This is a genomic window from Methylobacterium tardum (assembly GCF_023546765.1).
In the GTDB taxonomy this organism is placed as follows: Bacteria; Pseudomonadota; Alphaproteobacteria; order Rhizobiales; family Beijerinckiaceae; genus Methylobacterium; species Methylobacterium tardum.
In genome coordinates this window covers 5,747,162-5,772,135 of the sequence record NZ_CP097484.1, presented here as the reverse complement: position 1 = coordinate 5,772,135, position 24,974 = coordinate 5,747,162, and the positions used below count along the sequence as shown (strand labels likewise).

Below are 24,974 nucleotides of genomic sequence, written 5' to 3'. Positions count from 1 at the left end.
CAGCCGGGCTAGTTTCGAAGCCCCTCGACATTGAAGCCGAGGGGCCGAACGCTCAAATCTCGGTCCCTCCGGCAAGTGTCAGAGCATCCTCGACGTCGACACCGAGATACCTGACCGTGCTCTCAATCTTGGTAGGGCCGAGCAGGATCTGGACGGCACGCAGATTGCCGGTCCGCTTGTAGATCAACGACGCCTTCGTCCGGCGCTGGGAGTGGGTGCCGTAGTCCTCCTGCCGCAGCCCGATGCCTGCGACCCACTCGTCGATTAACTGCGCGTACTGTCGGGTGCTGATGTGCGTGACGCCGTCAAGCCTGCTTGGGAACGCATCGTCGCCGAGCGTTCCACCCCTGGCCTGCAACCATGCCAGGATGCTGGTACGGGCGGGTTCGAGCAACTCGAATTGCACCGGCCGGCGGGTTTTGCGCTGGATGGCAACAGCCCGGCTGCGGACGCGACCACCGCCGACAAGGTCGCCGATCTTGAGCTTGACGATGTCGCAGCCGCGCAGCTTGCTGTCGATGGCGAGGTCAAACATTGCGCGGTCGCGCACGCGCCGTTCGCGGTCGAGCCAGAACCGGATGGCCCAGCCTTGCTGAGGTTTGAGGGCGCGCTTGGCCCCGAGCTTGCGGCTAGCGTTCCAGGCCGGTCGCCCTTTCGTGGCCGAATCGTGTGCGGGGTGTCCCATCGTCTGTCTCCTCGCCGGCCCATGCCGACGAGGCGAGAGGACGCCGAACCGATGCTCCTGAGATGAGGGTAGACATATGCGGACGTTCCGCTGGAGACCCAACGCAGTCTTTCACGCGCGGCCGTGCGGCTCCCAAAAGCGGACGTATGTTCCGCCGCTACGCTGGCAGTGACGCACCCATCCCGGGCCGCCATCCTTGCCGCCCGAAGGACGACCTCCGTGATCACCAGATCACCGCGAACATCCAACTGAAGAACCTTCAGGTCGGTCGGCCCGTCCGCAGCCTACGTGCGATGTGCTCGAAATTCTTCAGCACCTCGATGACCGGCATGCACTTGGCTCGCCAGGCGGTTCACCCGAGCTACCGCGCTGCGCAGGAGCGTCGCAGCCAAAATTCCAATTGGCACCGTTACTAACTCGGCGAGCTGTTCGGTTTCGAGATTACCTGCGCAAGCTGGCGGTCGCTGTGATTTAGGCATTGTTATCGTGACCGGCAGTCCAGAGAGAAAACACGGAGCTCGGCAGAGGTGAATACATAAGCTGCAATCAGCGCGCATTCTAATCTATCAGCCGAATTGACTCACGATGTTCGGCTTTGATCGTCATTTTACGAGGCACGCCCCAGATGGAACATTAAGAATTGATCGCTATGCTGCCAGAGCATAGGTGTGTTCTACGATGCTTTCTTCTCTGCGAACCAAGGTGCGCAGCCAGTTGGGCGACGGGCTCCGGTCCATAGGACAGTCACTGGGCTGGCGGTCCGGCGCACCGATCGTGCTTTCCGCATGCCTAGTCTCTGCAACGGTGACGGTCGGGACAGCCGCCCTTGTCTGGCAGGCGCGAGATCGGGCTGAGACTGAGGCTGGCTACCAACTGCGCGGCCTCGCCCAGGTAATGGGCGATCAGGTCGACCGCTGGTTTCAATCGGTCCAACTTTTACAGCAGATCGTTGTCCAGCACGCCGAGACCGTTCAGATGGACTCGGTCGGCGCAGTCAAAGAGCGCGGTTCGAGCGAACCGTGGCACCTAAAATTGAAGGAGTGGTCCAGCTTTTTTCCCGACATTGCGGTTCTTTTTATTATCGACAGCGAAGGGAATGTTGTCAATAACTCGGCAAAGTGGCCCTTCGGGCCGATGAATCTCGCGGAGCGAGATTATTTTGCCGAGGTCAGGCGGCGCAACGATATTCCGTATTATGTCGGCCGTCCCGTTATCGACAAAATAACTGGCAAGTGGATGGTATTTATATCCCGGCGGCTGGCGAGTGCCACAGGAGATTTTATTGGCTGCGTTACCGTCGGCGTTACGATCTCTAATTTGGAGGCCTTCTATCAGGACGTGAAGATTGACGATCGGATGGCAATCGCCCTCTTCAGGCGAGATGGTGTTCTTCTAGCCAGATACCCTCAACATGAATCGGCACTCGGCGTTGTGAATGCTTCAAGCGAAGGGGTATTTAGAAGATTTTCGACGTCAAGCCTAGTAACCTCAAGAATGAAAAGCTTGATTGACGGAGAGGATCGCTACATCACGGCCAAAATCTCAAGCAGATTTCCTCTGGTCGTGTCGGTGAGTCGATCTAGTGACGCCGTCCTTGCTCCATGGAAGCATGAAGCCGCTCAGATGATTGCTGTTGCAGCCGTCATGGATCTATGTGTGGCAATCGCAACCGCTCTCAGCCTACGGCGCATTCGCGCGCGCGACCGGCTCGCCAATGCCGAAAGCTATCTGGCTCGCCACGATGCCCTCACAGGGCTGGCGAATCGGCTGAACTTCAATGAGTTCATGACACGTCAGATCACAAGACACAAAATAGATGGAGGGGACGCTATGCTCCTTCTCCTGGACTTGGATCGCTTCAAGGAAGTCAACGATACACTTGGCCACGGAGTTGGCGACCAGCTGCTGCAGGCGGTAGCGACGCGGCTCGGGAAAATGCTGTCCTCCGATATCTTTCTAGCACGTTTAGGCGGAGATGAATTCGCTTTTGTAACAGGATCAGAGCGGCATCAGGATGTAGGGGCACTTGCGTCACTCATTCTCCAAACGCTCTCGGAACCATTCTCTGTCGCCTCGAACGAGATAGTTGTTGAAGCAAGCATAGGCGTGGTTTTCATCTCGCAATGCGACGGGGATGCAGAAACCATTCTTCGGAGAGCGGATCTGGCGTTGTACGCCGCAAAGGACTCCGGAAAGAACAACTTCAAATCGTACTGCCCCGAAATGGAGCAGGGGCTTCGCTTCCGTCGGGAGCTGGAGGTTGAGTTGCGTCACGCACTCACTCGCGGCGAACTTGAGCTTGCGTTTCAGCCTCTCCTCCATCTGTCTTCCGGGCAGATCAGCGGCTGCGAGGCTCTGATCCGCTGGAAGCACCCGGTGCGGGGCTACATCCCTCCGTCCGAGTTCATCCCTGTCGCAGAAGAAACTGGGCTAATCGGGACGATTGGCGAGTGGGTCCTGAAGACGGCATGCAAGGCGGCGGTCTCTTGGCCTCCTCATATTAAGGTTGCCGTCAATCTTTCGCCTATCCAGTTTCGGACGAGAGACATCGTTTCAGAGGTAAGGGCAGCGATCGCGGAATCGGAAATAGCAGCAGACCGCATCGAGCTTGAGATCACCGAGTCGGCCCTTATCGGCGACAGCAAATTAACCGAAGTTGCCCTGTTCGAACTCCGGTCGCTTGGTGTCTCAATTGTCCTTGATGACTTCGGTACAGGGTATTCGTCCCTGAATTACCTAAGAAAATACCCGTTTCAAAAAATAAAAATAGATCGGTCATTCGTTGGGGAAATTGAGACGTCGCAAGATTGTCTGACGATTGTCGAGATCACATTGTTGCTTGCCAAAAGGCTCGATCTGCTGATCACGGCCGAAGGCGTTGAGACAGTCGAACAGCTGAACTTGCTTAAAGCCTTGGGCTGCACGCAAGCTCAGGGGTACCTGATCAGCCGCCCGCTGTCTGCTGCCTGCATTCTTGACTTTGTGCGGACCCAGAGTGGCAACGCGCAAGCTGCATGAAGCGGCCGGCGTTCAGATAATCAGAGCGGTACCCGCCGCTGATTTTAGGGCGCGGCACTGATGGCGGTGCAGCTGACGGAAGCGGGGAAGCTCGTTCGCGCCCCTCCGCCAACGCGAGCGGACGGCCTTCCTCGCGTCGTGGTTATCGGCGATTGGTGGTTGGCGTTGGTTTACAACCGCAAACTGCCGCGCTCTGATCCTATCGCGACTGACTCCATGCCAGCGGCCAGGAGACGCGGGGTTTCCCGCTCTGCTGCCAGCGACTTCCGTTCTTTCCGGAGGTGCCTGAGCACGAGGCAATCACGGAGTTGTTCCTGCCGTTGAGATAGCCCTGCGCAACGGCCACTTGTCGCGCCTCCCTTCCAAAACCGGACGGGCCGCTCTCTACCCGCAGCCGCCCTCCCGCTTTCGACCCACACCAGTCACTCAGCTAACGAGGACGACAGCCGGAGAGCGAACGCGACCGACTGCACATCCCGCCTGTGCGCCTGCCGGTACTCACGCGGGTTCATGTCGTAGCGATCTTTGAAGCGGCGGGGGAAATGCGCCTGGCTACTGAAGCCGCAGCCGTAAGCCAGCATGCCGATCGACAGGTGGGCGCAGGCTGGGTCGCTCAGGCGCTGAGCTGCCACCTCCAGACGGCGTCCCCGGATGTAGTCGGAGATGTGCCGGCCGCGCTCGTGAAACAACTCCTGCAGCCGGCGCAGCGATACGCCGACGGCGGCGGCGAGTTGCGGCGGGTCCAAGGTCGTGTCACTCAGGTGAGTCTCGATGTAGGCCATGGCGCGCTGGACGGTGGCGTTGCCGTGAATTGAGCGTGGCACCTCTCGTGCAAACCGCTCGGCGAGACTGGCCACGACTAGTTCCACTCCAATCACCGCCATGCGCGCCGCGCCGTCGAGATTTAGACGATCTCTCACTCGGATCAGCTTCTGGACGTAGGTATTTACAAGCATCGTAGAGGCAAGTTGGCGCCGACTGCGAGAGCAATAGTCAATTGAAGCGGGCCCAGCGCACTCTCAAGGCGCTTCCGCGGCAGATCGAGGATCAAAAAGCTGCCAGTCTCAATTTCGCTGACGCCCGTTCGATGATCGAGCACGACGAAATCCCCGGCTCACCGCCTCACGCTGGTTCTGCTGGACGGCATGGCAGCCGCGTTGAGTTAAGACCGCGTAGAGGCGGTCGCCCTGGCCGTTCCACCGAACTGCCTCGGGTATTACTTCGGTGTGAGTGGAGCTCTGAACGCTTCGCGTGATTTGCAAAGGGTTGCCGGATCTCGTTCGGCACCATCTGGCTGCACATCATCCCCCGCCATCGGCGGAGGGCGATTCCAAGATGACGTCCTTCGGTCGAGAATAGAGGTTACATCCGCGGCCCTGGCCCACAACCCGCCATTAACAGCGCAGATTGGAAGATCCAATCGTCTGTTGTATATATTTTGGTTGATCAAGAATCGTATGCCGAAAACTGGCCTGCCCTCTTAGAAAGTGGTCGTCCCTGAGGTATGGCTTTGTGCCATGTGGAGGATGTTTTCAGAGGGCAGGCCACACGATTAATGTCTTTAAAACTTGTACACCAAGCTTCCCTTGGCGGCGTGATCCTGGGCGCGTACCCCAAGCTGCCCGGTATAGGACAGCCCGGCGCTCAGGCCCGGCGCCAGCATAATCTTGAGCCCAACCTCACTCACCAGCGCATCCCGGTCGAGCGGAAGGCCCCGGCTCGTGAACCGTGCCCCGGTCCCCCGGAATGCCAGCGGCACGGTCGTGACCAGCTCGCCGAACGACCGCCGGTAGGCGATCATCCCGTGCACGAAGGCCGGCGCAGAACCGTCGCGGTCCAGTTGCGCCGCGCACCCGCAAGCCCATCGTGGCGCTCGGCATCGTGTGCTCCTGCCCGAAGCCGGCCAGCGTCGCCGCCCCGCCCCGCTCTCCGAATCGCTCGCGCGTGACCGACACTACCGCCCCGCCCGCGAACGGCTCCAGCTCCACCGCCTCGCTCAGGCCGATCCGGTAGCCGGCCTCGCCGAAGCCCTGGACGCTGTGCCCACTCAGCCGCGCCATGGCGCTGTCCGACAGGCCCGGGAACGCGACCACGCGCCGGAGCTGGGCCGGATCGTCCGCCGCCAGCGCACCGAACCGCAGCACGGCCGATCCCGCCTCCAGGCTGCCGTAGATGCCCCCGAACGTGCTGGCCAGCGCGCCGGTCTGCACCTGGGCAGGGCTGGCAAAGCTGGACTCCAGGTTGCCACCGACCGCGCCCATGCGCAGGGCACCGAGCGGTGTGTCGACCCGCGCGTCCAGGCCCAGCAGGAAACCCGCGCTGGAATGCGACAGCCCGGCGGCGTTGCCGTCCGTTCGCACGTGCCCGACGCTGCCGAGCCCCTGTCCCCACAGGCTCACGGCCGGCTCCGGCAGGTCGCCCGGCCGCGCCGCCGGTGCCGTGTCCCACCGCAGGCGGTCGAGCACCGCCTCGCGCAGAAGGCCGGCATTGGCGAACACCATCGAAGCGAGGGTGGCATGCCCGTCGCCCGACAGCGCCGCGAAGGCCGCCCGCGCCTGGGGCGCCGAGAGCACCGCCACCGCATCGTAGAGCGGTGAGCCGACCGCCCCCGCCTGCACGGCCCCCGCCACCGCGCTCTGGTTGCGCGTCTGCGCCGCGGCGGAAAAGTCGAGGTCATTGCGCGCCAGCGTCAGCGTGACCACGTCGGGGGCGTAGCCCAGGAACGGGGTCAGGAAGGCGAAGTTGCTGCTCACCCCGGCAAACCGCCCCTGCACGCCGCCCGCCGCGGTCAGAATCGTGTAGCGGGTGCGTGGGGCATATTGACCGGTGCCGGCGACCGCCTGGACGGTGGCACCCGCCACCGTGGCGCTGCCGCCGACGTCGATCCGGTCGGCGCGTCCGTCCGCGGTGGCATCGACCCGGTAGAGCGCCCCCGGCGCCAGGCTGAGATTGCCGGCCACGCTGATCCGGCCCAGCGCCCCCGCGCCGATGCCCGGGGCGAGCGTCGCGCCGGTGCCGAGGCTCACGCTGCCGAACCGGGCCTCGCCGGTGAGTAGGCTGCCGGGCCCGATCGCGAGGGCGGCGTTGGGCAGGGCCCCAGTGACGGCGAGTTCACCGCCGAGCACACGGACCGGCCCGGACAGGGCGTTGAACCCCGACAGGGTCAGGGTTCCGGGCCCGACCTTGGTCAGGCTGGTCTGCATGGCGCCGTCGGCGATCCGGCCGGCATAGAGGGTGGAGGCGCCGTCGCCGCCGACGGTGAGCTGACCGTTGCCCAGCACAGCCCCAGGCGTCGAGCCGGCCAGCGAGCCGATCGCGAGGTCGGTGCGGCCGAGGTCGACGCTGCCGTCATTGGTGAGCCGGGTGATGCCGGTGGTCGGTCCGGTGACCGCGATCGTGGCGCCGGGGGCGTTGCTCACCGCGCCCGCGAGCACGCCCGAGGCCTGGACGATGCCGGTATTGGCCAGCCCACCCGTGAGGGTGCCAGAGCTGATCAGGGTGCCGGAATTGGCGAAGGGCGTGGAGACGGTGGTGAAGGTGCCAGTGTTGACGAGCGTTGCACCGGCGGCGTTGACGGCATCGGCGGTGTAGCTGCCGGCGTTGACGAGGCGGCCGGTGTTGAGCAGATCGTCGACGACGCTGGCGTTCTGCGCCACGGTGAGCAGGCCGGCATTGGCGATGCCGGCCGCCAGGAATCGGCCGCCGTCGGTGACCGCGACGGTGCCGGCATTGGTCAGCTGTCCGGCGAGGCTGTAGGTGCCGGTGACCGCGAGGGTGGCACCGGCGGCGTTGGCGAGGGTGCCGTCGCTGGCCACCGCCCCGGTGACGGCGAGGGTGCCGGCGTCGTTGCGGATGGCGCCGTCGATCCGGCCGGCGCTGGCCGTGACGATGCCGGTGTTGGTCAGCCCGCCCGCGAGGATGCCGCTGTTGAACAGGCTGCCGGCATTGCCGAGGCCGGCGCGCGCCGTGAGGCTGCCGGTCGGGGCGACCGTCACGGTGCCGGTGCTGGTGAGCCGCCCACTGAGACTGTAGGTGCCGGCGACCGCCAGCGTCGCGCCGGCGGCGTTGGCGAGGGTGCCGTCGCTGGTCACCGTGCCGGAGACCGTAAAGAGCCCGGCCTCGTTGCGGATGGCGCCGTCGATGCGGCCGGCGGAGGCCGTCACCGTGCCCGCGTTGGTTAGCCCGCCCGTGATGGTGCCGCTGTTGGTCGCCTGACCGGCATTAGCGAGGCTACCGGTGATCGTCCCGGCGTTCGTGAGGCTGCCGGCATTGCTCAGCCCCGCGGGCGCCGTGAGGCTGCCGGTCGGGGCGAACGCGACGATGCCGGTGTTGGTGAGCGACCCGCTGAGTCTGTAGGTGCCGGTGACCGCGAGGGTCGCGCCGGCGGCGTTGGCTAGGGTGCCGTCGCTGACGACCGGCCCGGAAATCGTCAGGATCCCGGCCGCGTTGCGGATTGCGCCGTCGATCCGGCCGGCGCTGGCGAGCACGGTGCCGGTGTTGGTCAGCCCGCCCACGATCGTGCCGGAGGTGGTCAGGCTGCCGAGATTGGCGACGCCGCCTGCGATCGCGCCGGTGTTGAGCGCGGTGCCGGCATTGGTGAGGCCGCCGGCCAGGGTTCCGGCGTTGAGCAGGGTGGTGCCGGGCCGGGTGAGCACCGGGGCGGCGAGGCTGGCGGTGGCGGTGAGGCTGAGGCCGCCGACCGTCAGGGTGGCCGGGCCGGTGAAGCTGTGGGCGGCCGTCAGCGTCAGGGTTCCGGCCCCGGCCTTGGTCAGGCCTCCGGTCCCGTCGAGGGTGCCGGCGAAGGTGGTGGAGGTGCCGTCCCCTCCGACGGTGAGACGGGCGGCGCCGAGCGCGACGCGGCCCTGTCCGGCCAGGGATCCGACGGTCTCGCTGTCGGCAAGCGCCAGGGTGGCGCCGGCCGCGACGGTGACCGCGCTGAGGTCGCCGATGGCCTGCCCGCCCCGAGCCAGGAGAGTGCCGGCCGCGAGAGTGGTGGGGCCGGTGTAGGTGTTGGTGCCCGCCAGGGTGAGGGTACCTGGGCCGAGCTTGGTCAGGCTGCCGGGTCCGGAGAGGGCCTGGGCGAGGGTGAAGGTGTTGGCCGGGTCGGCGATGTCGAGGCCGCCGCCGTTCTGGCCCCAGGTGATCGGGCGGGTGGTGGCGGTGAAGGCGGTTCCGGTGACCTGGAGGGTTCCGCCGTCGAAGGCGAGGGGACCGCGGGCGGCGCCGAGGTTGGCGTCGCGCGCGACCGAGAGGGTGCCGCCCGCCAGGACGACGCCGCCCGAGAAGGTGTTGGTCCCGCTCAGCATCAGCGTGCCCAGCCCGAGCTTGAACAAAATTCCCGGACCGGACACGACGTTCGACACCGTCAGGGTCTGAGCCGGGTCGATGGCCAGACCCGAGACACCTTGCAGGGTGAATGGGCGCGCGGACGTGAAGCTCGCCGTCGCCTCCAGGGCGGCGCCGTCGCCGATCGTGACTGCACCGTAGGCTTGGCCGAGATTCGCCTCCCGCGATACCGAAACGGTGCCCGCCAGGATCTGTGTGCTGCCCGTATAGGTGTTGTCGGCCAGAAGGCTCAATCGGCCCAGGCCCGTCTTGGACAGGCCGCCATTGCCGGACACGACCGCATCTTCCGTGAGCGTCGCGCCGGCGAGTACCCCGAGGGTACCGCCATCGCGCAGGATGATGGGCCGTCCGAGCACGAAGCTCCGGGCGGCGATCAGCGCGCTCTTGTTTTCCAGCGTCACGGTGTTGCTGGGGTCGCCGAGCGCCTCGGTCTTGTCGACGGCAAGGCCGCCCCGCCAAACGAAGACCCCGCCGGTGAAGTCGCTCGTCCCGGTCAGGAGCTGAATGCCGGCCCCGTCCTTGATCAAGCCGCCATTGCCGGAGATGCGCCCGTCGAAGTGCGGCGCCGTGGTCGCTCCGGTGACGTCGAGCACCAGCGGCGCCATCTCGGTTGTCAGCAGATGGGCCTTGGTGGCGCGGCCATGGTCGTCGAGGTTCTTGAGGACGAGCGGCAGGAGCGGCCCGGAATCGTCCGGCTGATCGTTGCCATACCCGGTTGCAGGGGGATTGGGCGCCACGGCTTGGTATTGCCGGAACGCATCGGAGCCCAGTTGCTGCTGGAGGGCTTGGCCGATCCTCAACAGCGTCTGCTCCTGATAGGGATTGGCGTCGATGAGGATGTTCGCCTGCGCCCCGCCCACCTGAAAGGGCACGTTGAGCTGGGGCGACGTGGACGTCTGTTCCGTCGAGAAGCTGAACAGGCCGAGGCCGTCGTTGGTGTCGTCGTCCGTGCCGAGGAAGCCGACCACCGCATCGATACCGAGGACATTGCGGACATTCGACATCAGCGCCGTCGAGATCCGGATCCAGTTCGCGTAGGCGCGATTGAATTCGTCGATGGAGACGTAGGAGGGGCCGACCTTCTGCGAGGCCAGGAAAGCCAGGGCCGAATCGCCACTGAGGCCGGGGTTCTTCTGGGCGAAGGCCACGAGATCGTCGATCGTGCGGGCGAAAACCTTCGGGTCCACGTTAAGCCGCGAGAACTTGTCTCCGAGCAGCCGGACAAGTGCGCTCTTGTAATCGTCTGGCGAAGAGACACGAGAGGCAAGGTAGCTCGAAATCGAAACGTAGGCATCGTAGAAGTAGAATGGTGAGGCCCCGGTCGTCGCGGCTTCGACCCACCTCGCCCCGTCGCCGAAGGATTGCCGGAAATCGTTCAGAACCGCGGCCCTGGCGGCCGGATCGGTCGGGATCTGCACGGACGAATCGGCAAGCTTCACGAACTGGACGAGATCGTCGTCCGACATTGCCAGGACCGCCGTCTTGACCGCCGCGTCGACGCTAGCGCGCGATCGAGCGACACGACGGCGGCGTGCGCGGCCGTCAGCATCCCGCCGACGAGGGAATCAAATTGCGCGGGTCGCTGAGGATCCTCGGTAGACGTGGCGCTGTAGATGCCGACCTTCAGGCCGGTCAGGTCACCGGTCAGGCCGGCATTGTAGTCGGCAGGCCGGACGAAGTCCTTGCTGCGCGTGTCGGTCGTGTCGAGCTTGACCATCCCGTTGAGGACGAGGGCGAGGTCATGGATGCTGTTGCCCATGGGGCCGGCCGTGTCGATCTGCCGGGAATAGGGTGCGATGCCGGTCGTGCTGATCAGGCCCGCAGTCGGTTTGAGGGCGTAGAGACCCTGCTGCTGGGCTGGATAGATGATCGAGTCGGAGGTTTGTGATCCGACGGTGAGCGGCGCGAAGCGCATGGCGGCCGCGATGCTCGGCCCGCTGCTGGATCCGGCCACCGCGATCGACGGATCGACCGGGCTGATCGTCTGGCCGCCCGTGTCGCTGCGATTGTTGCTCGATAACCCGGCCCACTGGCCCATATTGGCCTTGCCCATAATGAGCAGGCCCTGCTCCCGCATCCCGATCACGAGTGTCGCGTCGGCGGCTGGACCGGATCCGATCAGGGCGGCCGAGCCCGCGGTGGTGCGTAGATCGTCGGCGGTGCCGATATTCATCTTGAGCAGCACGGGCACGCCGAAGAGCGGCGGCAGCGTCCGGCCCTGGCGCTGCGCCTCCATCCGCTGCGCGTCCGCCTGATCGGCGAGCGCCAGGATATCCGGATTGATCTGCTCGACGGACCGCAAGGCCGGGCCCGCATGGTCGAGTTGCTGGATCTTGTACATGTACTGCAACACGATCTCGCGCGACGTCGTCTCGCCCCGTTGCAGCATGCCGGCAAGGTCCACGGCCGTCCGTCCGGTCAGGTCGACGCCGCCGTAAGCGGGCAGCGAATCGCTCGAGAGGGTTCGCATCAGCGCGACGGGGGCCGGCGACTTCGGCAGCGAAGCATCCGTGAACCCGAGCCGGCCCACGAGACCGACGATGTCGGCTTCCGTCGCGGCGCGCGGATTGAAGGTCATCAGCGGCCGGGCGGAGACCGTTAAGGCATCGATCTCTGCGTCGGTCTTCGGCTGGCCGGCGCGGATATAGGCAGCGCGGACGACGTCACGCAGGGCGAGCTGGTCCTGGGGATCGGTTGCCTGCGCGGAGGCTGGCACGGTCAGCCAGACGGCGCCGAGAAGGGCCCCGGAAACGCGCAGTCGCCCCCGTGATGCGGGCAGGCCAAGGAACATGGTCGATCTCCGGAACTGTGATTTCGACAAGCGTTTTCGACGGGCCAGGGCGCGGCATCCGAGCCGCGGACGGACTCACCTGGGCCTTCGCCCTCGGTGACGGGACCCGTGTTCCGGCCGGTGCGGCGTCTCGGTGGGAGCGGCCCGATGCGGCCGCCGGAAAGTTCCGGAAACGGATGGCCGCAATCGCATTGGCCCCGCCGCCATCGACGGCCGAGCCCGGGCATCCGCCAGGAGGGATCGCGATCCCGGTGCCGTCACGGTCTCGATCGGCCGGACAGACTGGGAAGAGACGGATGGCCGGAGCGCGACCAAGCTCCGCCTGTCGGCAGGGCGGGAACCGGAACCGCGGCCGGGCGTCCGGTGCGCGGGCACCATGCGATGGATCGGCCCACCGCCGGTCACTTGGTTCCCCCGATCGAACCTGTCGTTGCAGATAGATTGGCGGCGATTGCGAGCGTTAGTTTCACGCAGGCGAAACGTTTCTGCCGGGCTTCCAAGTCACGACACTGCAGAGTGGCGGTGAATTTTGCGACGGTCATGCCGATGAGATTAAGAAACAACTCTGAAATTGTTCAAGTGCCGTCAATAATAACTGTATCAATCATGCAAATTGGCGACTTGAAGGATTTTCAATTTGTTATGCCAGAATTTATCTGGCTTCCTATTGCGGCAGATCCGGCCATTCTGCAGTTTTGGCATAATAATTGCCTCCGGCGATCCAGAGGCCTTCGTGCGGACGGAGTGCAAATCACGCCAACCGTGACCGTTTAGTCGGATCTGTGGTCCGATAGACACAGTTCCGCCGGAGCGACCCTTTTGCACGAGAGGGCGCGGTCGAAAACTGCAGACCAATTCGTGTGAAGGTCGATCCGGAGCGGCCGGGCGGGCCCATCAACCGGCTGGACGCGCTCATCAGGCGCGAACGCGAGCTTCTTCAGGCAGGGCGGGAGCGCATCGAGCGCCTCCCGAGAGTGGCCGCCGGCTTCGAGAGGCCTTCGGTCAACCTATGACTTGTCCGGACGAAGCGTCGGTCCGTCCACGCACGCCAGCTTGGAAGCTTCCTGGGGTGTGCTGTCGCTGCGCCGAACCGCCGTCCATCTCGACGGCGGACCGCCTCATGTTTGCGGCTCGCGGCCGTCCGTCACGATGAGTGCGGCTTCAGGCGCCGGGTCGAGACTCCCTGCTCGCTCATGGCGCGTCTGGGCAACCCGTTCGACCAAAGACGGGCCAACTTGGCACCGGCAGACGGCGAAAGTGTGGCAAAAATACAGCGCTCTGGAGTATTGACGCCTCACCTCGATTTCAAGGCCGAGCAATTTTTATGCCAATACGAAGAACGACCAATGTAATCGATTAGCTGGCACCCGATCAACACAGTCATTTCCGGCGGAATGATCCTCATGATCTCGCTGTATGTCTCATTTATATAAATACATCAAGGTTTGTAATCGCCAATTGCGCACTTACAACGTTACGATTTAGATCTTATATGCGCATGAGATCGATCTTCAAGTTTGATGTTATGTCCGACTTGACCAGATATCTTCAATTTATCTGAATTTTCCGGATCGCAGGCGGATTGAATGAACAAGAAAATCGAATCTCCATTGTTCACAGCCGCAAAGACGCGTCTTCGGAATTTGGTTCTATCGATGTCATGGCGTGCGAGCCTGGGCCTCGCGGCTTTAGGATGGTCCAGTCCGAACCTCGCCCTTGCGCAGAGCACAGTCAGCACCGATCCGGCGTCCTGGCGCACCCCGGAATATCGGGCCGACTGGGGCCTGGAGGCGATGCGCGCCGCCGACGCCTATGCGGCCGGCTACACGGGCTTGGGCGTCACGGTCGGCGTAGTCGATTCGGGCCTCTACAGCGCCCATCCCGAATTCGCCGACGGCCGCGTGAAGGCGCTCACGATCACCGGCACCTTCGGATCGGACGGCTACTACTTCATGGACGGGTCCGGGGCGCCGGACGACCGGTCTCCGCAGCCGAGTTTCTTCCGCCGGGGCGAGGCCTACAACGTTCCCGGCACTTACGATTCCGCTTTCAACGATCCGCACGGGACCCACGTGAGCGGATCAATTGCGGCCTCCCGCAACGGCGTCGGCATGCAGGGCGTGGCATTCGACGCGACTGTCTACGTGACGAATACGCATGCGACGGATGAGAGCATCTACGGAGCGAACGCCGACTACGCGTATTTCAAGAACGCCTATGGCAGTCTGGCGGCCGCCGGCGCCCGAGCGATCAACTCGTCCTGGGGTAGCCCGCCGCCTACGGACAATTACAACACCCTCCCAGGCTTACGCCAAGCCTACACGAAATTCGAAGGCCAACTCGGCTACGTCGATGCCTTGTCCGATGTGGCCAAGCAATATGGCATCATCCAAGTCTTCGCTGCGGGAAACACTGGCTGGGACAATCCGAACGTGCGCTCGTCCCTGCCATATTTCCGGCCGGAGATCGAGAAGAACTGGCTCGCGGTCGGCGCGGCCGGACGAGGCGCCAACGGAAGCACGGCCTCCGAGGATCTCGTCCTCGCCTCATACTCGAACCGCGCCGGCGCCGCCAAGTATTGGTATGTCGTCGCTCCCGGCGACGCAATCAACAGTACAGCACCGACCTACACGCAGGGTGCCGTCTGGAGCGCCAATGACTGGGGTATCGATCCGAACCATCAGACCGGCTACACCACAGTCGATGGGACCTCGATGGCGGCGCCGCACGCCACTGGGGCGCTGGCGGTCATCATGCAGCGCTATCCGTACATGACCAACACCCAGGCCCGCGACGTCCTGCTCACAACCGCCTATCACCGTGATGCCGTCGACGGCGTGCCCGACGCCAACCCCAATGCGCCCAACGCGGTCTGGGGCTGGGGCGTGATCGACCTCGACAAGGCCATGAGGGGTCCCGGCCAGGTCCTGGGCCCCGTCGCCGCCAACCTGCCGGCCGGCATGAAGGATACATGGTCCAACGACATCTCCGAGGATGCGCTGATCCAGCGCAGGCAGGAGAACGACGCCGAGACCGCCGCCTGGGCCACCCGCAAGGCGGCCCTTGATCCCCGCCTTCAGACCCCGGTCCTCACGGCCGGTCTTCCGGCCAGCCGGACCGCGCTGGACGGCGTCGTCAGCGCGCTGCGCAACGGCAGCCAATCCGCGATCCTGGGCGCCATCACGACCGCCATCGCTGATCCCGTCGCCAATCAGGTCCTGGCGACCTTCGTCCGATCCAACGGCTATGACGGCGTCTGGCCCCTCACGGACCCGGCCTACGCCTCTTCCCGCGCCGACGCGGGCAATCTCCTGAATACCTATCTTTCAGGGCTCACGGACGCCGATTACGACAGCACCATCGCTTTCATCGTCCGGGATTGGAAGGCCGAGACCCGGATCGAGACAACGCGGATCGCCTCGTTCGCCGACATGCCCACGCAGGGCAGCCTGATTAAGCTCGGGCTGGGCACGCTGACGCTGAGCGGGACCAACACCTTCTCGGGCGGCGTCATCCTGGCGGGCGGCACCCTCTCGGTCGCGCGCGACGCCAACCTCGGCGCCGCCCGCGGTCCCCTCGCCTTCGACGGCGGAACCCTCCAGGTCACCGGAACCGCCTTCACCGCCACCACCCGCCCGATCACCTGGAGCCAGAACGGCGGCGGCCTCGACATCGCCGACCCGGCCAACACCTTCACCCTCGCCCAGGCCCTCTCCGGACCCGGCAGCCTGACCAAGCTCGGCCCAGGTACCCTCACCCTGGCGGGCACCAGCACCTACACCGGCCCCACCACCCTCGCGGCCGGCACCCTCCTGGCTCGGGGCGGGCAGGCCATCGGCGACCTCAGCGCGGTCACCGTCGCGGCCGGCGCCACCCTGGCGCTTGCCGACAGCGAGACCGTCGGATCCCTGGCCGGACAGGGCCGCGTCGCGCTCGGCGCCGCCCGCCTCACCGCCGGAGGGGACGGCACCTCCACCACCTTCGCCGGCACCCTCGACGGGACCGGAGGCCTGACCAAGGCCGGGGCCGGAACCCTCACCCTCACCGGCACCAGCACCTACTCCGGCCCCACCACCATCGCAGCCGGTACACTCAGTGCGGCCGACGCTGCGGCGCTGGGCACCTCCGTCGCCTCCGTCTTCGCCGGTGGCACCCTCGAAGAGAGCAACGTCATCCTCGCCAACACCCTAACGCTGGCGGGCACCGGCGCGGGCGGCGTCGGCGCGCTCACCGGCACCGGCACGGCGGGCGTGTCGGGGGCGATCACGCTGGCCGGCAACGCCGCGCTCGGCGGCCGTGGTATCCTGACCGTCTCCGGCACCATCGGCGACGGCGGCAGCGGCTACGGTCTGTCGAAGGTTGGCGGCGGCGCCGCGATCCTCACCGGCGCCAGCAGCTACACGGGCGCCACCACGGTCTGGAGCGGCACCCTCGCACTCGCCGGGGCCGGGTCGATCAGCGCCTCCAGCGGGGTGGCTTTGGCCACCGGTGCCAGCTTCGACATCTCTGGCCTGACCGGGACCGGCACCACGATCGCCGGCCTTACCGACACGGCCGTCGGCCAAGCCGGCACCGTGACCCTCGGCGCCAGAACGCTCGCGATCTCCAACGCCAGGGGCAGCTTCGGCGGAAGCATCACCGGCATCGGCGGCCTGACCCTCACGGCGGGCACCCAGACGCTGACCGGGGCCAGCACATACGCCGGCCTCACCACGATCGCGGGCGGTACGCTGTCCCTGGCCGCCGCCGGTACGATCGCCGCCTCCAGCGGGGTGGCTTTGGCCGCCGGCGCCAGCTTCGACATCTCTGGCCTGACCGGGACCGGCACCACGATCGCCGGCCTCACCGACGCCACCGGGCAGGCCGGCACCATCACCATCGGCACCAAGACCCTGACCCTGGCCGACGCCAGCGGCAGCTTCGGCGGTACGATCACCGGTACCGGCGGCTTGAGCCTGACCGGCGGCCGGCAGATCCTGACCGGGACCAGCACCTACACGGGTGCCACCACGGTGGCGGACGCCACGCTGGAGATCGACGGCGTGCTCACCGCCTCGGAGGTGACCGTCCGGCGCGGGGGTACGCTGTCCGGCACGGGCAAGATCGGCGACCCGCTGATCGAGGCCGGCGGGCGGCTGGCGCCGGGTAGCGCCGCGGCGATCGGCACCCTGTCGATCACCGGCCCGCTGACCTTCGCGCCGGGCGCGTTCTACACGGTCCGGATCACGCCGACGTCCGATGACCGCACCGCGGTGACCGGCCCGGTGACGATCCAGGGCGGCACCGTGCAGGTGCTGGCGGGTTCGGGCACCTACACGCCGGCCCTGCGCTACACGCTGCTTACCGCCACCGGCGGAATCACCGGCCAGTTCACCAGCCTGCAGACCACGAGCAACCTCGCCTTCCTGACGCCGTCACTGAGCTACGAGGCCCACGGCATCGCCCTCGGCTTCGCCCAGACGGCGCCGCTCACCAGCGCGGCCACCACCACGAACCAGGCCAGAATCGCGAGTGCCCTCAACGGCACCGGGCCGACCGTCACCAGCACGCCGACCACGGCCGGCGGGGCGCGCCCCGCCGTGACGACGAGCGTGTCGGCCACGGGCACTGTCACGACCGCGGTGAGCACCGGCACCGGCACGACGACGGTCGTGTCGAGCCCGGCCGCGCAGGTGACCACGGCGCTCCTGAACCAGACCGCGTCCGGCGCCGTGCGGGCGCTCAACAGCCTGTCGGGCGAGATCCAGGGCTCAGCCGTGATCGTGCGGGCGCAGAGCGCCCTCGCCGCGCAGGGCACCCTGCTCGAACACCTGCGCTTCGGCGCCGGTTCGGCCGGCAGTCCCGGCCTGACAGGCGCTGCCGGCCAGCACTTCGCCCCCGGCACCACCCTGCCGGCCGGCTACACTGCCTTCACTCCGGACGAGCCTGCCACCGGCCTCGTGCCGGTGCGGCCGCTCGCGCCGCGCTACACCGTCTGGGGCCAAGCCTTCGGGGTATTCGGTGCGAGCGACGCCACTCGCAACACTGCCCGCCTCAGCCGGGAGACCGGCGGCTTCGTGCTCGGCGCCGAGACCGGCCCGGGCGTGCTCGGCGACAGGCTGGGCTCAGGCCTCGACGGCTGGCGCCTCGGCGTGGCGGGCGGCTCCGGCGTCACGCAGTTCGACGCGACCACCCGCCAGTCGTCCGGTCGGATCGAGGGCAGCTTCGGCGCCGCTTATGTCACCGGAACGCTCGGACCCGTGCAGGTCCGGCTCGGGGCCATGTATGGCAGGGACGCTCTCGACACCCGCCGTACGGTGCTGTTCCCGGGCTTCTCGCAGGCAGTCAGCGGCCGCGACGGAGGCAGCACGCTGCAGGGCTTCGGCGAGTTAGGCTACCGAATCGGCGGGGCCGAGCACTATGTCGAGCCGTTCGTGGGCGTGGCGGCGCTGCGCCTGCGCCAGGACCGCTTTACCGAGACGGGTGGCTCGGCGGCGCTGGCAGTATTCGGGCGGACCGACATGATCGAGACGGCCACGGCGGGCGTTCAGGCGCAGACGGTGGTGGCAGATCTGTTCGGGGGCGCCGGCCCACTGTTGGCGCAGGGTCTGATCGGCTACCGGCGGGCGTTCGGGGACGTGGTGCCGGCCGCGCTGCTGGCGTTCCGCGGCAGCACGGCCTTCCGGACGGCCGGCGCGCCGCTGGCCCCGGACGCGGCCATGGTGACCGCAGGCCTGAACTGGGCGGTGGCGCCGGGAACAGTGGTGGGTTTGAGCTACGACGGCCAGATCGGGGCGCGGACGAGTGACCACGCCGTCAAGGGCAGCCTCTCGTATCGCTGGTGAGCGGGGTTAGTTTCAGATCCAGTTTCATACCGTATGTTATGAAAATGTAATATAGGAAATCGAGATCTGGATCGTCGGAGTGGAATAACCGCTCGGTAGACGTTCCAATGGATCGAAAGACCTATTTTTGGCTTGAATTGATCAGGTCTATTTGATCGGAGCAGACCGTACTCACCGATTGGCTTGAGCTGCTGATACGCCCGAACGTACAAGTAAGTTCTTCGTCGGTAATTTCGTAATGTGGTGAGTACCGAGTCTAACATCCATCTCGACACTTCGGAACCTTCGCCAGACTTCTGAAGAGAACATCGATGTGCTGGCCCGCGACTTCGACATGTGTGAGAACCAGACCCCAGCATGCCGGGCTTTAACTGCCGCTGTCGACCACCCTCGGGGTTCGGAAGGTTTGCTTAACGGCGGCCTGACCCGCCCTAACGACCGGATCCGACCGAAAGCCGCCGGTCCGCTTCGGAGCGGTCCCACCGAAAAGCAGACGCTCCTCCCGCGATCCAATCAGGTCTCACCGCTACTTTCGGCACCACACCGCGGGAGGCATCTGATCCGGTCATTTCAAACTGCGGTCACACGACGTTAAGGATTTAGGGTGGTCATCCTGCCGCAAACAGGAACTAGCAAGGTCTATTCGTTCAGATAGGCCAGGGCGAGCTGAAGCCTTGAACGGGTCAAACCTCGCCCGTCGCTTCGCCGCATGGAGGCCTGCAGTCGCTCGATGTCTGGGAACCTGCACACCGGGCGGTTTGAGGAAGAGCGCCTGATCGCTCTTCAGCAGCTCGATCTGCTCGACACGCCGCCGAGCGAGAGCTTCGACCGCATCACGCGGATGGCTAGCCAGATCTTCAACCTGCCGATCTCCGCGGTGTCGCTGACGGACCGCGACCGGCAATGGTTCAAGTCGCGCGTCGGCGTCGAACATTGTTCGATCCCGCGTGAGAAAGCACCTTGCGGACAGGTGGCCGAAACGGCCGACGTTCTCGTGATCCCCGACATCCAGGAGGATGCCTGGTACGCTGACAGCGTGCTCGGCCGAAGCGGCATCCGCTTCTATGCCGGCGCGCCGCTGGTCACGCGCGAAGGTTACGGGCTTGGCGCCCTGTGCGTTCTGGGTACCGAGCCACGCTCCGTCAACGAATCCGAGGTTGCCGCCCTCAAGGATCTCGCCGCGATGGTCATGGCGCAGATCGAGTTGCAGCATGCCTTCGGCAGGGTCGACCCGCTCAGCGGTTTGCCGAGCCGCAACCAGTTCCTGGACGATTTGGCCGATCTCGCCGCCGAGCATCCGGACGAGGCGAGGCTTGTCGTGCTCGTGGACCTCGCCCGTCCCGAGCAGATCAGCGACTATGCCCGCGTCATGGGCCCGGGGCGCGTCGACGATCTGGTTCGAGATGCGGCTCGGCAACTTCGGGGGCTACTCGGATCGGATCGCAGGCTCTACCACACGGCGGCCACGCAGTTCGCCTTCCTGGCGCCCCGGGGCGTCAGGCGGGACGAATATGTCCCGCGCTTGGCGGATGGCCATCGGCGGGAGCGGCAGCTCTCCATGACCGGAACGCTTCTGACCAGCGCCATCGGCGTGGCCGTATTCACGCCCCGATCCACGGGTCCGCAGGACGTGCTTCGGGCGCTCTACAGCGCGGTCCAGGACGCCCGCTCGTCGCCCGATCTCGTCAGTGTCTACTCACCCGTCGCCGACGAGGCTTATCAGCGCCGATATCGGCTGCTGCAGGACTTCGGACCGGCGCTGCTCGCCGGTGACCAGTTGCGGCTCGTATTCCAGCCGCGCATCGATCTGCCCACAGGGCGGTGCGTCGGCGCGGAGGCGCTACTCCGCTGGAGTCACCCGGACCTAGGCCCGGTATCCCCCGGCGAGTTCGTTCCGGTCATCGAGCATTCGCCCCATGCGCAGGCCATGACGGCCTTCGTCTTGGAAACGGCGCTCGCGCAGGCGCGGCGCTGGCGTGAGGACGGGTACGAGATCGTGATCTCGGTCAACGTTTCGGCCGCCAACCTGCACGAGGCGGATTTCGGCAGGTCCGTCCAGGACGCGCTCCGGCGCCATGGTCTGGAACCGGAGCGGCTGGAATTGGAGGTCACCGAGAGCGCGATCATGCAGGACGCTGCCCAAGCGCGGCGCCAGCTGGACGAACTCGCCGCCGCCGGGGTGCGCCTCGCCATCGACGATTTCGGCACCGGCTACAGCAGCCTCGCGTACCTCCAGGATCTGCCAGCTCATGTCGTGAAGATCGACCGCAGCTTCGTGCTCAAGCTTGACGAAGGTGACAGGGAGTCGTCGCTCGTCCGTTCGATGATCGGCCTCTCGCACGATCTCGGCTACCGGGTGGTCGCCGAGGGGGTCGAGACCGTCGAGGCGGCCCATCGGCTCCTCTCGATGAGGTGCGACGAGGGGCAGGGCTATCTTTTCGCACGCCCGCTGGAAGTCGGGCAGTTCGCGACTTGGCTTCAGGAACACGAACCGGGTATCCGGCCTGCAGCTGAACGCAACGTCTGAGTCACGGCCTTTTGGTGCGCGCTGCTTCGGGAGGGCGCACTCACGGTGTGGCTCCGGTTTACCAAATAGCGGAAATTGGGCCCACCGGGTCGTGCTACGGGTTGGGAGCGGGCGCGGCAGCCATGTCCGCTTCCATGCGTCGTCGCCCGGCAACGGACTGGTGGTAATCCACCCATCGGAGACGTTCCCGCGGGCGCTTCGCGACGACTGATACTGGCCGAAAGCGGCTGGTCCGCTTCGGAGCAGGCCCACCCCAGAAGCGGACGGGCGCCTACCGACCCAATTTAGTCATACAGCCTCATGTCACAGCCGCCCGAAAGGGAGCTCGGGATCCGTCGACATCAATGAGAGGAAGTGGACGGAAGCGGCTGTCTACCGGCTCGTGGCGTTGCACCTGGCTGGCCGTCACGCATGAAGCCGCTCCACCTCCGCATCCCGGTCAAGCTTTTGAAGAAGGTCGACGATCGGCATCGGCTTGCCGAGGAGATAACCCTGGACATAGCGGCAGCCGTGCCGCTGGGCTGCGTCCAACTGGTCAGCCGTCTCGATACCTTCGGCGATCCCGTCAAGGCCGAGGTTCTGGCAGAGGTCGATGATCGTGGAGATCAGACTGCAGCCAAGGTCGGTGTCGATATCGGCCATGAAGCTGCGGTCGATCTTGATCTTGTCCAACGGCAGACGGTGGACGTAGCCCAAGCTGGAATAGCCCGTGCCGAAATCATCGAGGGCGACCTTGATGCCCAGGGCCCGCAACGTGATGATGGCGTCCTTGGCCTGTTCGAAGTCGCGCATCAGCGCGGTCTCCGTGAGTTCCAATGTCAGCCGGCGCGGGTCGAGACCGCTGAGGCGCACCGCGGCGAGGATCGCGATCACCGTCTCCGGCGAGGCGAGATCGTGGGCGGAAAGGTTAAATGATAGGCCCACCGCTGGCGGCAGCCGCGCACAATCGCCGAGCGCTTTGTGCAGGAGCAGCAGCGTCACGGTGTGGATCATGCCGCAGCGCTCCGCCGCGGCGATGAAGCGATCCGGCGAGACACGGCCGAGCGTCGGGCTGGTCCACCGCGCCAGCCCCTCGACGAGCGCGATGGCGCCCGACCTAGTGTCGAGGATTGGCTGGTAGTGCATCTCCATCTCAGCGGCAAGATCGGCCACGCGCAGAGCGGCCTCCACAGCACGCTCGGCTCGGATCGCGTCTTCGTGCTCCTGTGAGAAGAAGGTTGTGCTGCCGCGGCGGTGTTCCTTCGCGTGATAGAGCGCGTAATCGGCACGATCGAACAGCGAGTCAGCTTCGCGTCCGGCTCGGGGATATTTCGCCAAGCCACCAGAGCACCCCGTGATGACCTGGATATCGCCGACACGGATCGGCGCCTGCAACGCCGAGCAGATGCTGTCGCAGAAGGCGATGATCTCTGCAGGCGGCCCCGGCGCACGGACGAGCAGTCCGAACTCGTCGCCGCCCAATCGCGCGACAATAACGCCAGTGTTGGTGAACGCCGCGAGGCGTCGCCCCGTCTCAGCTAGGACGCGGTCGCCGACGTTGTGTCCGTACGTGTCATTGATCGGTTTGAAGCGATCGAGATCGAAAATGGCCAGCGCAAAGAGCGAGTCGGCCTCACCGGATGTCTCCAGCAACTCGTTGAGCTTCTGAAAGAAATAGCGTCGATTGGGCAAGCCAGTCAGACTGTCCGTGTTGGCGAGACGGGCGTTTTCCTCTGAGAGACGGCTCGCTTCAGCCTGCGATGCGACGAGTTGGACGAAAGCCCGAAAATTGTTGTTGAGAACGCGGACCATAACTACGGTTACGAAGGCCGTGTTGACGGCGATAGCCAAGAAAACATGATTGCCACTCGTGATGCAGCAGTACAGGAAGACGCTCATCACGATGCCGGTCACGAGGAACGCAGCGACGGGCAAGTGTGTCAGGCAGAAGATGCATGCGATCACTGTAACGGCGACGAAGATCGCCACATGGCCCTGCTCATAGGGGCCGCCATACCCGTTCAGGATCATCGCCCAACTCACGAAGGCGATGGAAAAGAGGGCCGTCAAAGCGGTCGTTTGGCGAAGCTGACGGGTAGCCTGCTCTTCGCTGATCGTCTCCGGGCACATTCGCCACCACCGCACCGCGCGGACCATGCAGAGCACGACCAGAGCGCCGGGTACTCCGAGTGTCAGAAAAGCGGGCGCCAGAGGATGATGCGTTATGGCGAGCGCACATGCGTTGACAGAAAGAAGGCCGTAGAGGGTCGGGATCTGCCTGCGCAATTCCACAAGCTGGCGGACGCAGGTCAGATCCGTTTCGGTTCGAGTCCGCGCTGCATTCAGCATCGCGTGCAGGCGGCTAAGGCTGATCATGGTCGGTGCATGCGCGGAGGATCTACAATCCTAGCGAGCAACCGTTAAGAGCAACTTGCGGCCGCCGATGTCGTAGCGCACGGGTAAGATGATCGAGACTTATGTGCTCTTTCGAACAATGTTGTTTTTTGTTCAGTCTAGCCCGAGCCGTGCTGCTCGTGCCGAAGCAGCTGAGAAGCAGTGTTATGAGCTTCTGCCGAGTTCGGTTCACCGTGTTCAGAAAAGGCGAAACCGCCGACCAGCACCATCTGGGTACACGTTCAGTTTTGTGTCGTGAGCTCCCGCAAGCGGACGGGCAGAAACCCACCCATCGCAGACGTTCCCACGGGTGCTGCGCGACGACTAACAAAGTCCGGGAACGGAATATCCGCTTTGGAGTGGACCCGCTGGAGAAGCGGACGGATCTCTACCAACCCACGTTGGCCGAACCGACAGACATCAGCGTTTCCCGAAAGCAGCTGTTCATCGGCCATCCGACAACTTCAACTTGGAGCGGAAAACTGGCATTCCGTCGATCTGCCGCGATACGCCGCTTTGCAACCAGAAGCTGATGTTCCCGGATTGCCCGCTACGCGCCTCACCGCTCGCTGCGCTGTGATGGGCCGACGAGCTTCTCGGCCGCTGCGACTAGGGCCTGTCGTCACTTGAACCATCTGGTGCGGCATGCGTTTTGTGCCTCCGGCCTGAGGAGGGACGATGCTGAGCGACGCGCAATGGGCTGTTCTGGAGCCCCTGGTCGAGGCTTGCCGGCCGAAGGCGAAGACACCGCCGCAGGACCTGCGGCGCACACTCTCGGCCATTCTGTGGCGCCATCAGAACGGTGCCAAGTGGCGTGCAATCCCGCGCGAGCTGGGGCCATGGTTGCGAGCCGCGCAGATCTTCATCCGCTGATCGCGCGGTGGGGTGCGGGAACGTCTGCTCGGCCTTGTGCAGGAGCGCAGCGTTCAGCTGGGCATGGTGTTCCTCGACGGCAGCAACATGCGTGCGCACCAGAACGCGGCAGGCGCCGCTAAAAGGGAGAATCTGCAGCCGAGCGAGACGATCGTGAAGCTCTTGGCCGATCGCGTGGCGGCTATGGCACCAAAGCTTGCGTGATCGCTGACGGCGCCGGCCACGCGATCGCCTTTACAGCGCCCAGGCCGGGTTGGACCTGCTTGAGCGGGATGGTGCCGACATCCTGGTCAGCGACTTGATCATGCACGGCGGCCTGGACGGGCTCGCCTTCGCCAACGAGGCGCGCCGGCGCTGGCCGACGCTGCCGGTGATCCTGGTGGCGGGCTACAGCACCTCGGCGGCACGGGCGACTGAGCTCGGCTACCCGCTCTACATGAAGCCGTTCGACATGGCCGAGCTCGCCAAGGGCATCCGGGCCCAACTGGGCGAGGAAGGCTGGCACCTCGCGGCGGCCGGACCCGGTTGAACGCCGCG

The 24,974-nt window shown here is 65.3% G+C and carries 9 protein-coding genes and 2 pseudogenes; 6 read left to right on the top strand and 5 right to left on the bottom strand.

Annotated elements, in window-relative coordinates:
- Positions 1-52: 52 nt before the first annotated feature.
- The gene (locus M6G65_RS27550; RefSeq protein ID WP_238199500.1) at positions 53-685 is read right to left on the bottom strand and encodes a tyrosine-type recombinase/integrase; all 633 of its coding nucleotides are present in this window, start codon (positions 683-685) and stop codon (positions 53-55) included.
- A gap of 678 nt (positions 686-1,363) precedes the next feature.
- On the opposite strand from M6G65_RS27550, the gene M6G65_RS27545 reads away from it, so the two are divergent.
- Positions 1,364-3,703: a bifunctional diguanylate cyclase/phosphodiesterase gene (locus M6G65_RS27545; protein ID WP_250103131.1), complete on the top strand. Its 2,340-nt coding sequence runs from the start codon at positions 1,364-1,366 to the stop codon at positions 3,701-3,703.
- 212 nt (positions 3,704-3,915) lie between these two features.
- Positions 3,916-4,032, top strand: a pseudogene (locus tag M6G65_RS27540) (AraC family transcriptional regulator); the annotation flags it as partial.
- Positions 4,033-4,125: 93 nt separating this feature from the next.
- On the opposite strand, the gene M6G65_RS33810 reads toward M6G65_RS27540, so the two are convergent.
- The 3 genes from M6G65_RS33810 to M6G65_RS27520 form a co-directional block, all read right to left on the bottom strand.
- On the bottom strand, positions 4,126-4,560 hold the full coding sequence (locus M6G65_RS33810; RefSeq protein WP_308445234.1) for a helix-turn-helix domain-containing protein: 435 nt from the start codon (positions 4,558-4,560) through the stop codon (positions 4,126-4,128).
- Between the two features lie 822 nt (positions 4,561-5,382).
- A complete protein-coding gene (locus tag M6G65_RS33590) occupies positions 5,383-10,515 on the bottom strand; it encodes an autotransporter domain-containing protein (protein WP_284042363.1) in 5,133 nt (1,710 codons plus the stop codon).
- Positions 10,485-11,840, bottom strand: a complete 1,356-nt coding sequence (locus M6G65_RS27520; RefSeq protein ID WP_250103130.1) for an amidase family protein — start codon at positions 11,838-11,840, stop codon at positions 10,485-10,487. The genes M6G65_RS33590 and M6G65_RS27520 overlap by 31 nt, the downstream gene beginning before the upstream one ends.
- A gap of 1,655 nt (positions 11,841-13,495) precedes the next feature.
- Between M6G65_RS27520 and M6G65_RS33585 the strand changes: the two genes are divergently transcribed.
- The gene (locus M6G65_RS33585; protein ID WP_284042362.1) at positions 13,496-18,664 is read left to right on the top strand and encodes a S8 family serine peptidase; all 5,169 of its coding nucleotides are present in this window, start codon (positions 13,496-13,498) and stop codon (positions 18,662-18,664) included.
- A 730-nt stretch (positions 18,665-19,394) separates the two neighbouring features.
- A complete protein-coding gene (locus M6G65_RS27505; protein WP_238199563.1) occupies positions 19,395-21,191 on the top strand; it encodes a putative bifunctional diguanylate cyclase/phosphodiesterase in 1,797 nt (598 codons plus the stop codon).
- Between the two features lie 405 nt (positions 21,192-21,596).
- Here the strand turns inward: M6G65_RS27505 and M6G65_RS27500 are convergent, their stop codons facing one another.
- Positions 21,597-23,519 (bottom strand): putative bifunctional diguanylate cyclase/phosphodiesterase, encoded by a 1,923-nt coding sequence (locus tag M6G65_RS27500; protein ID WP_238199567.1) that lies wholly within the window; start codon positions 23,517-23,519, stop codon positions 21,597-21,599.
- A gap of 723 nt (positions 23,520-24,242) precedes the next feature.
- On the opposite strand from M6G65_RS27500, the pseudogene M6G65_RS27495 reads away from it, so the two are divergent.
- Together M6G65_RS27495 and M6G65_RS27490 are read left to right on the top strand one after the other, a co-directional pair.
- Positions 24,243-24,673 (top strand): annotated as a pseudogene (locus M6G65_RS27495) (IS5 family transposase); the annotation flags it as partial.
- Positions 24,674-24,690: 17 nt separating this feature from the next.
- Complete coding sequence (locus tag M6G65_RS27490; protein ID WP_250103129.1) at positions 24,691-24,966, top strand: response regulator; 276 nt, start codon at positions 24,691-24,693, stop codon at positions 24,964-24,966.
- Positions 24,967-24,974: the final 8 nt, after the last annotated feature.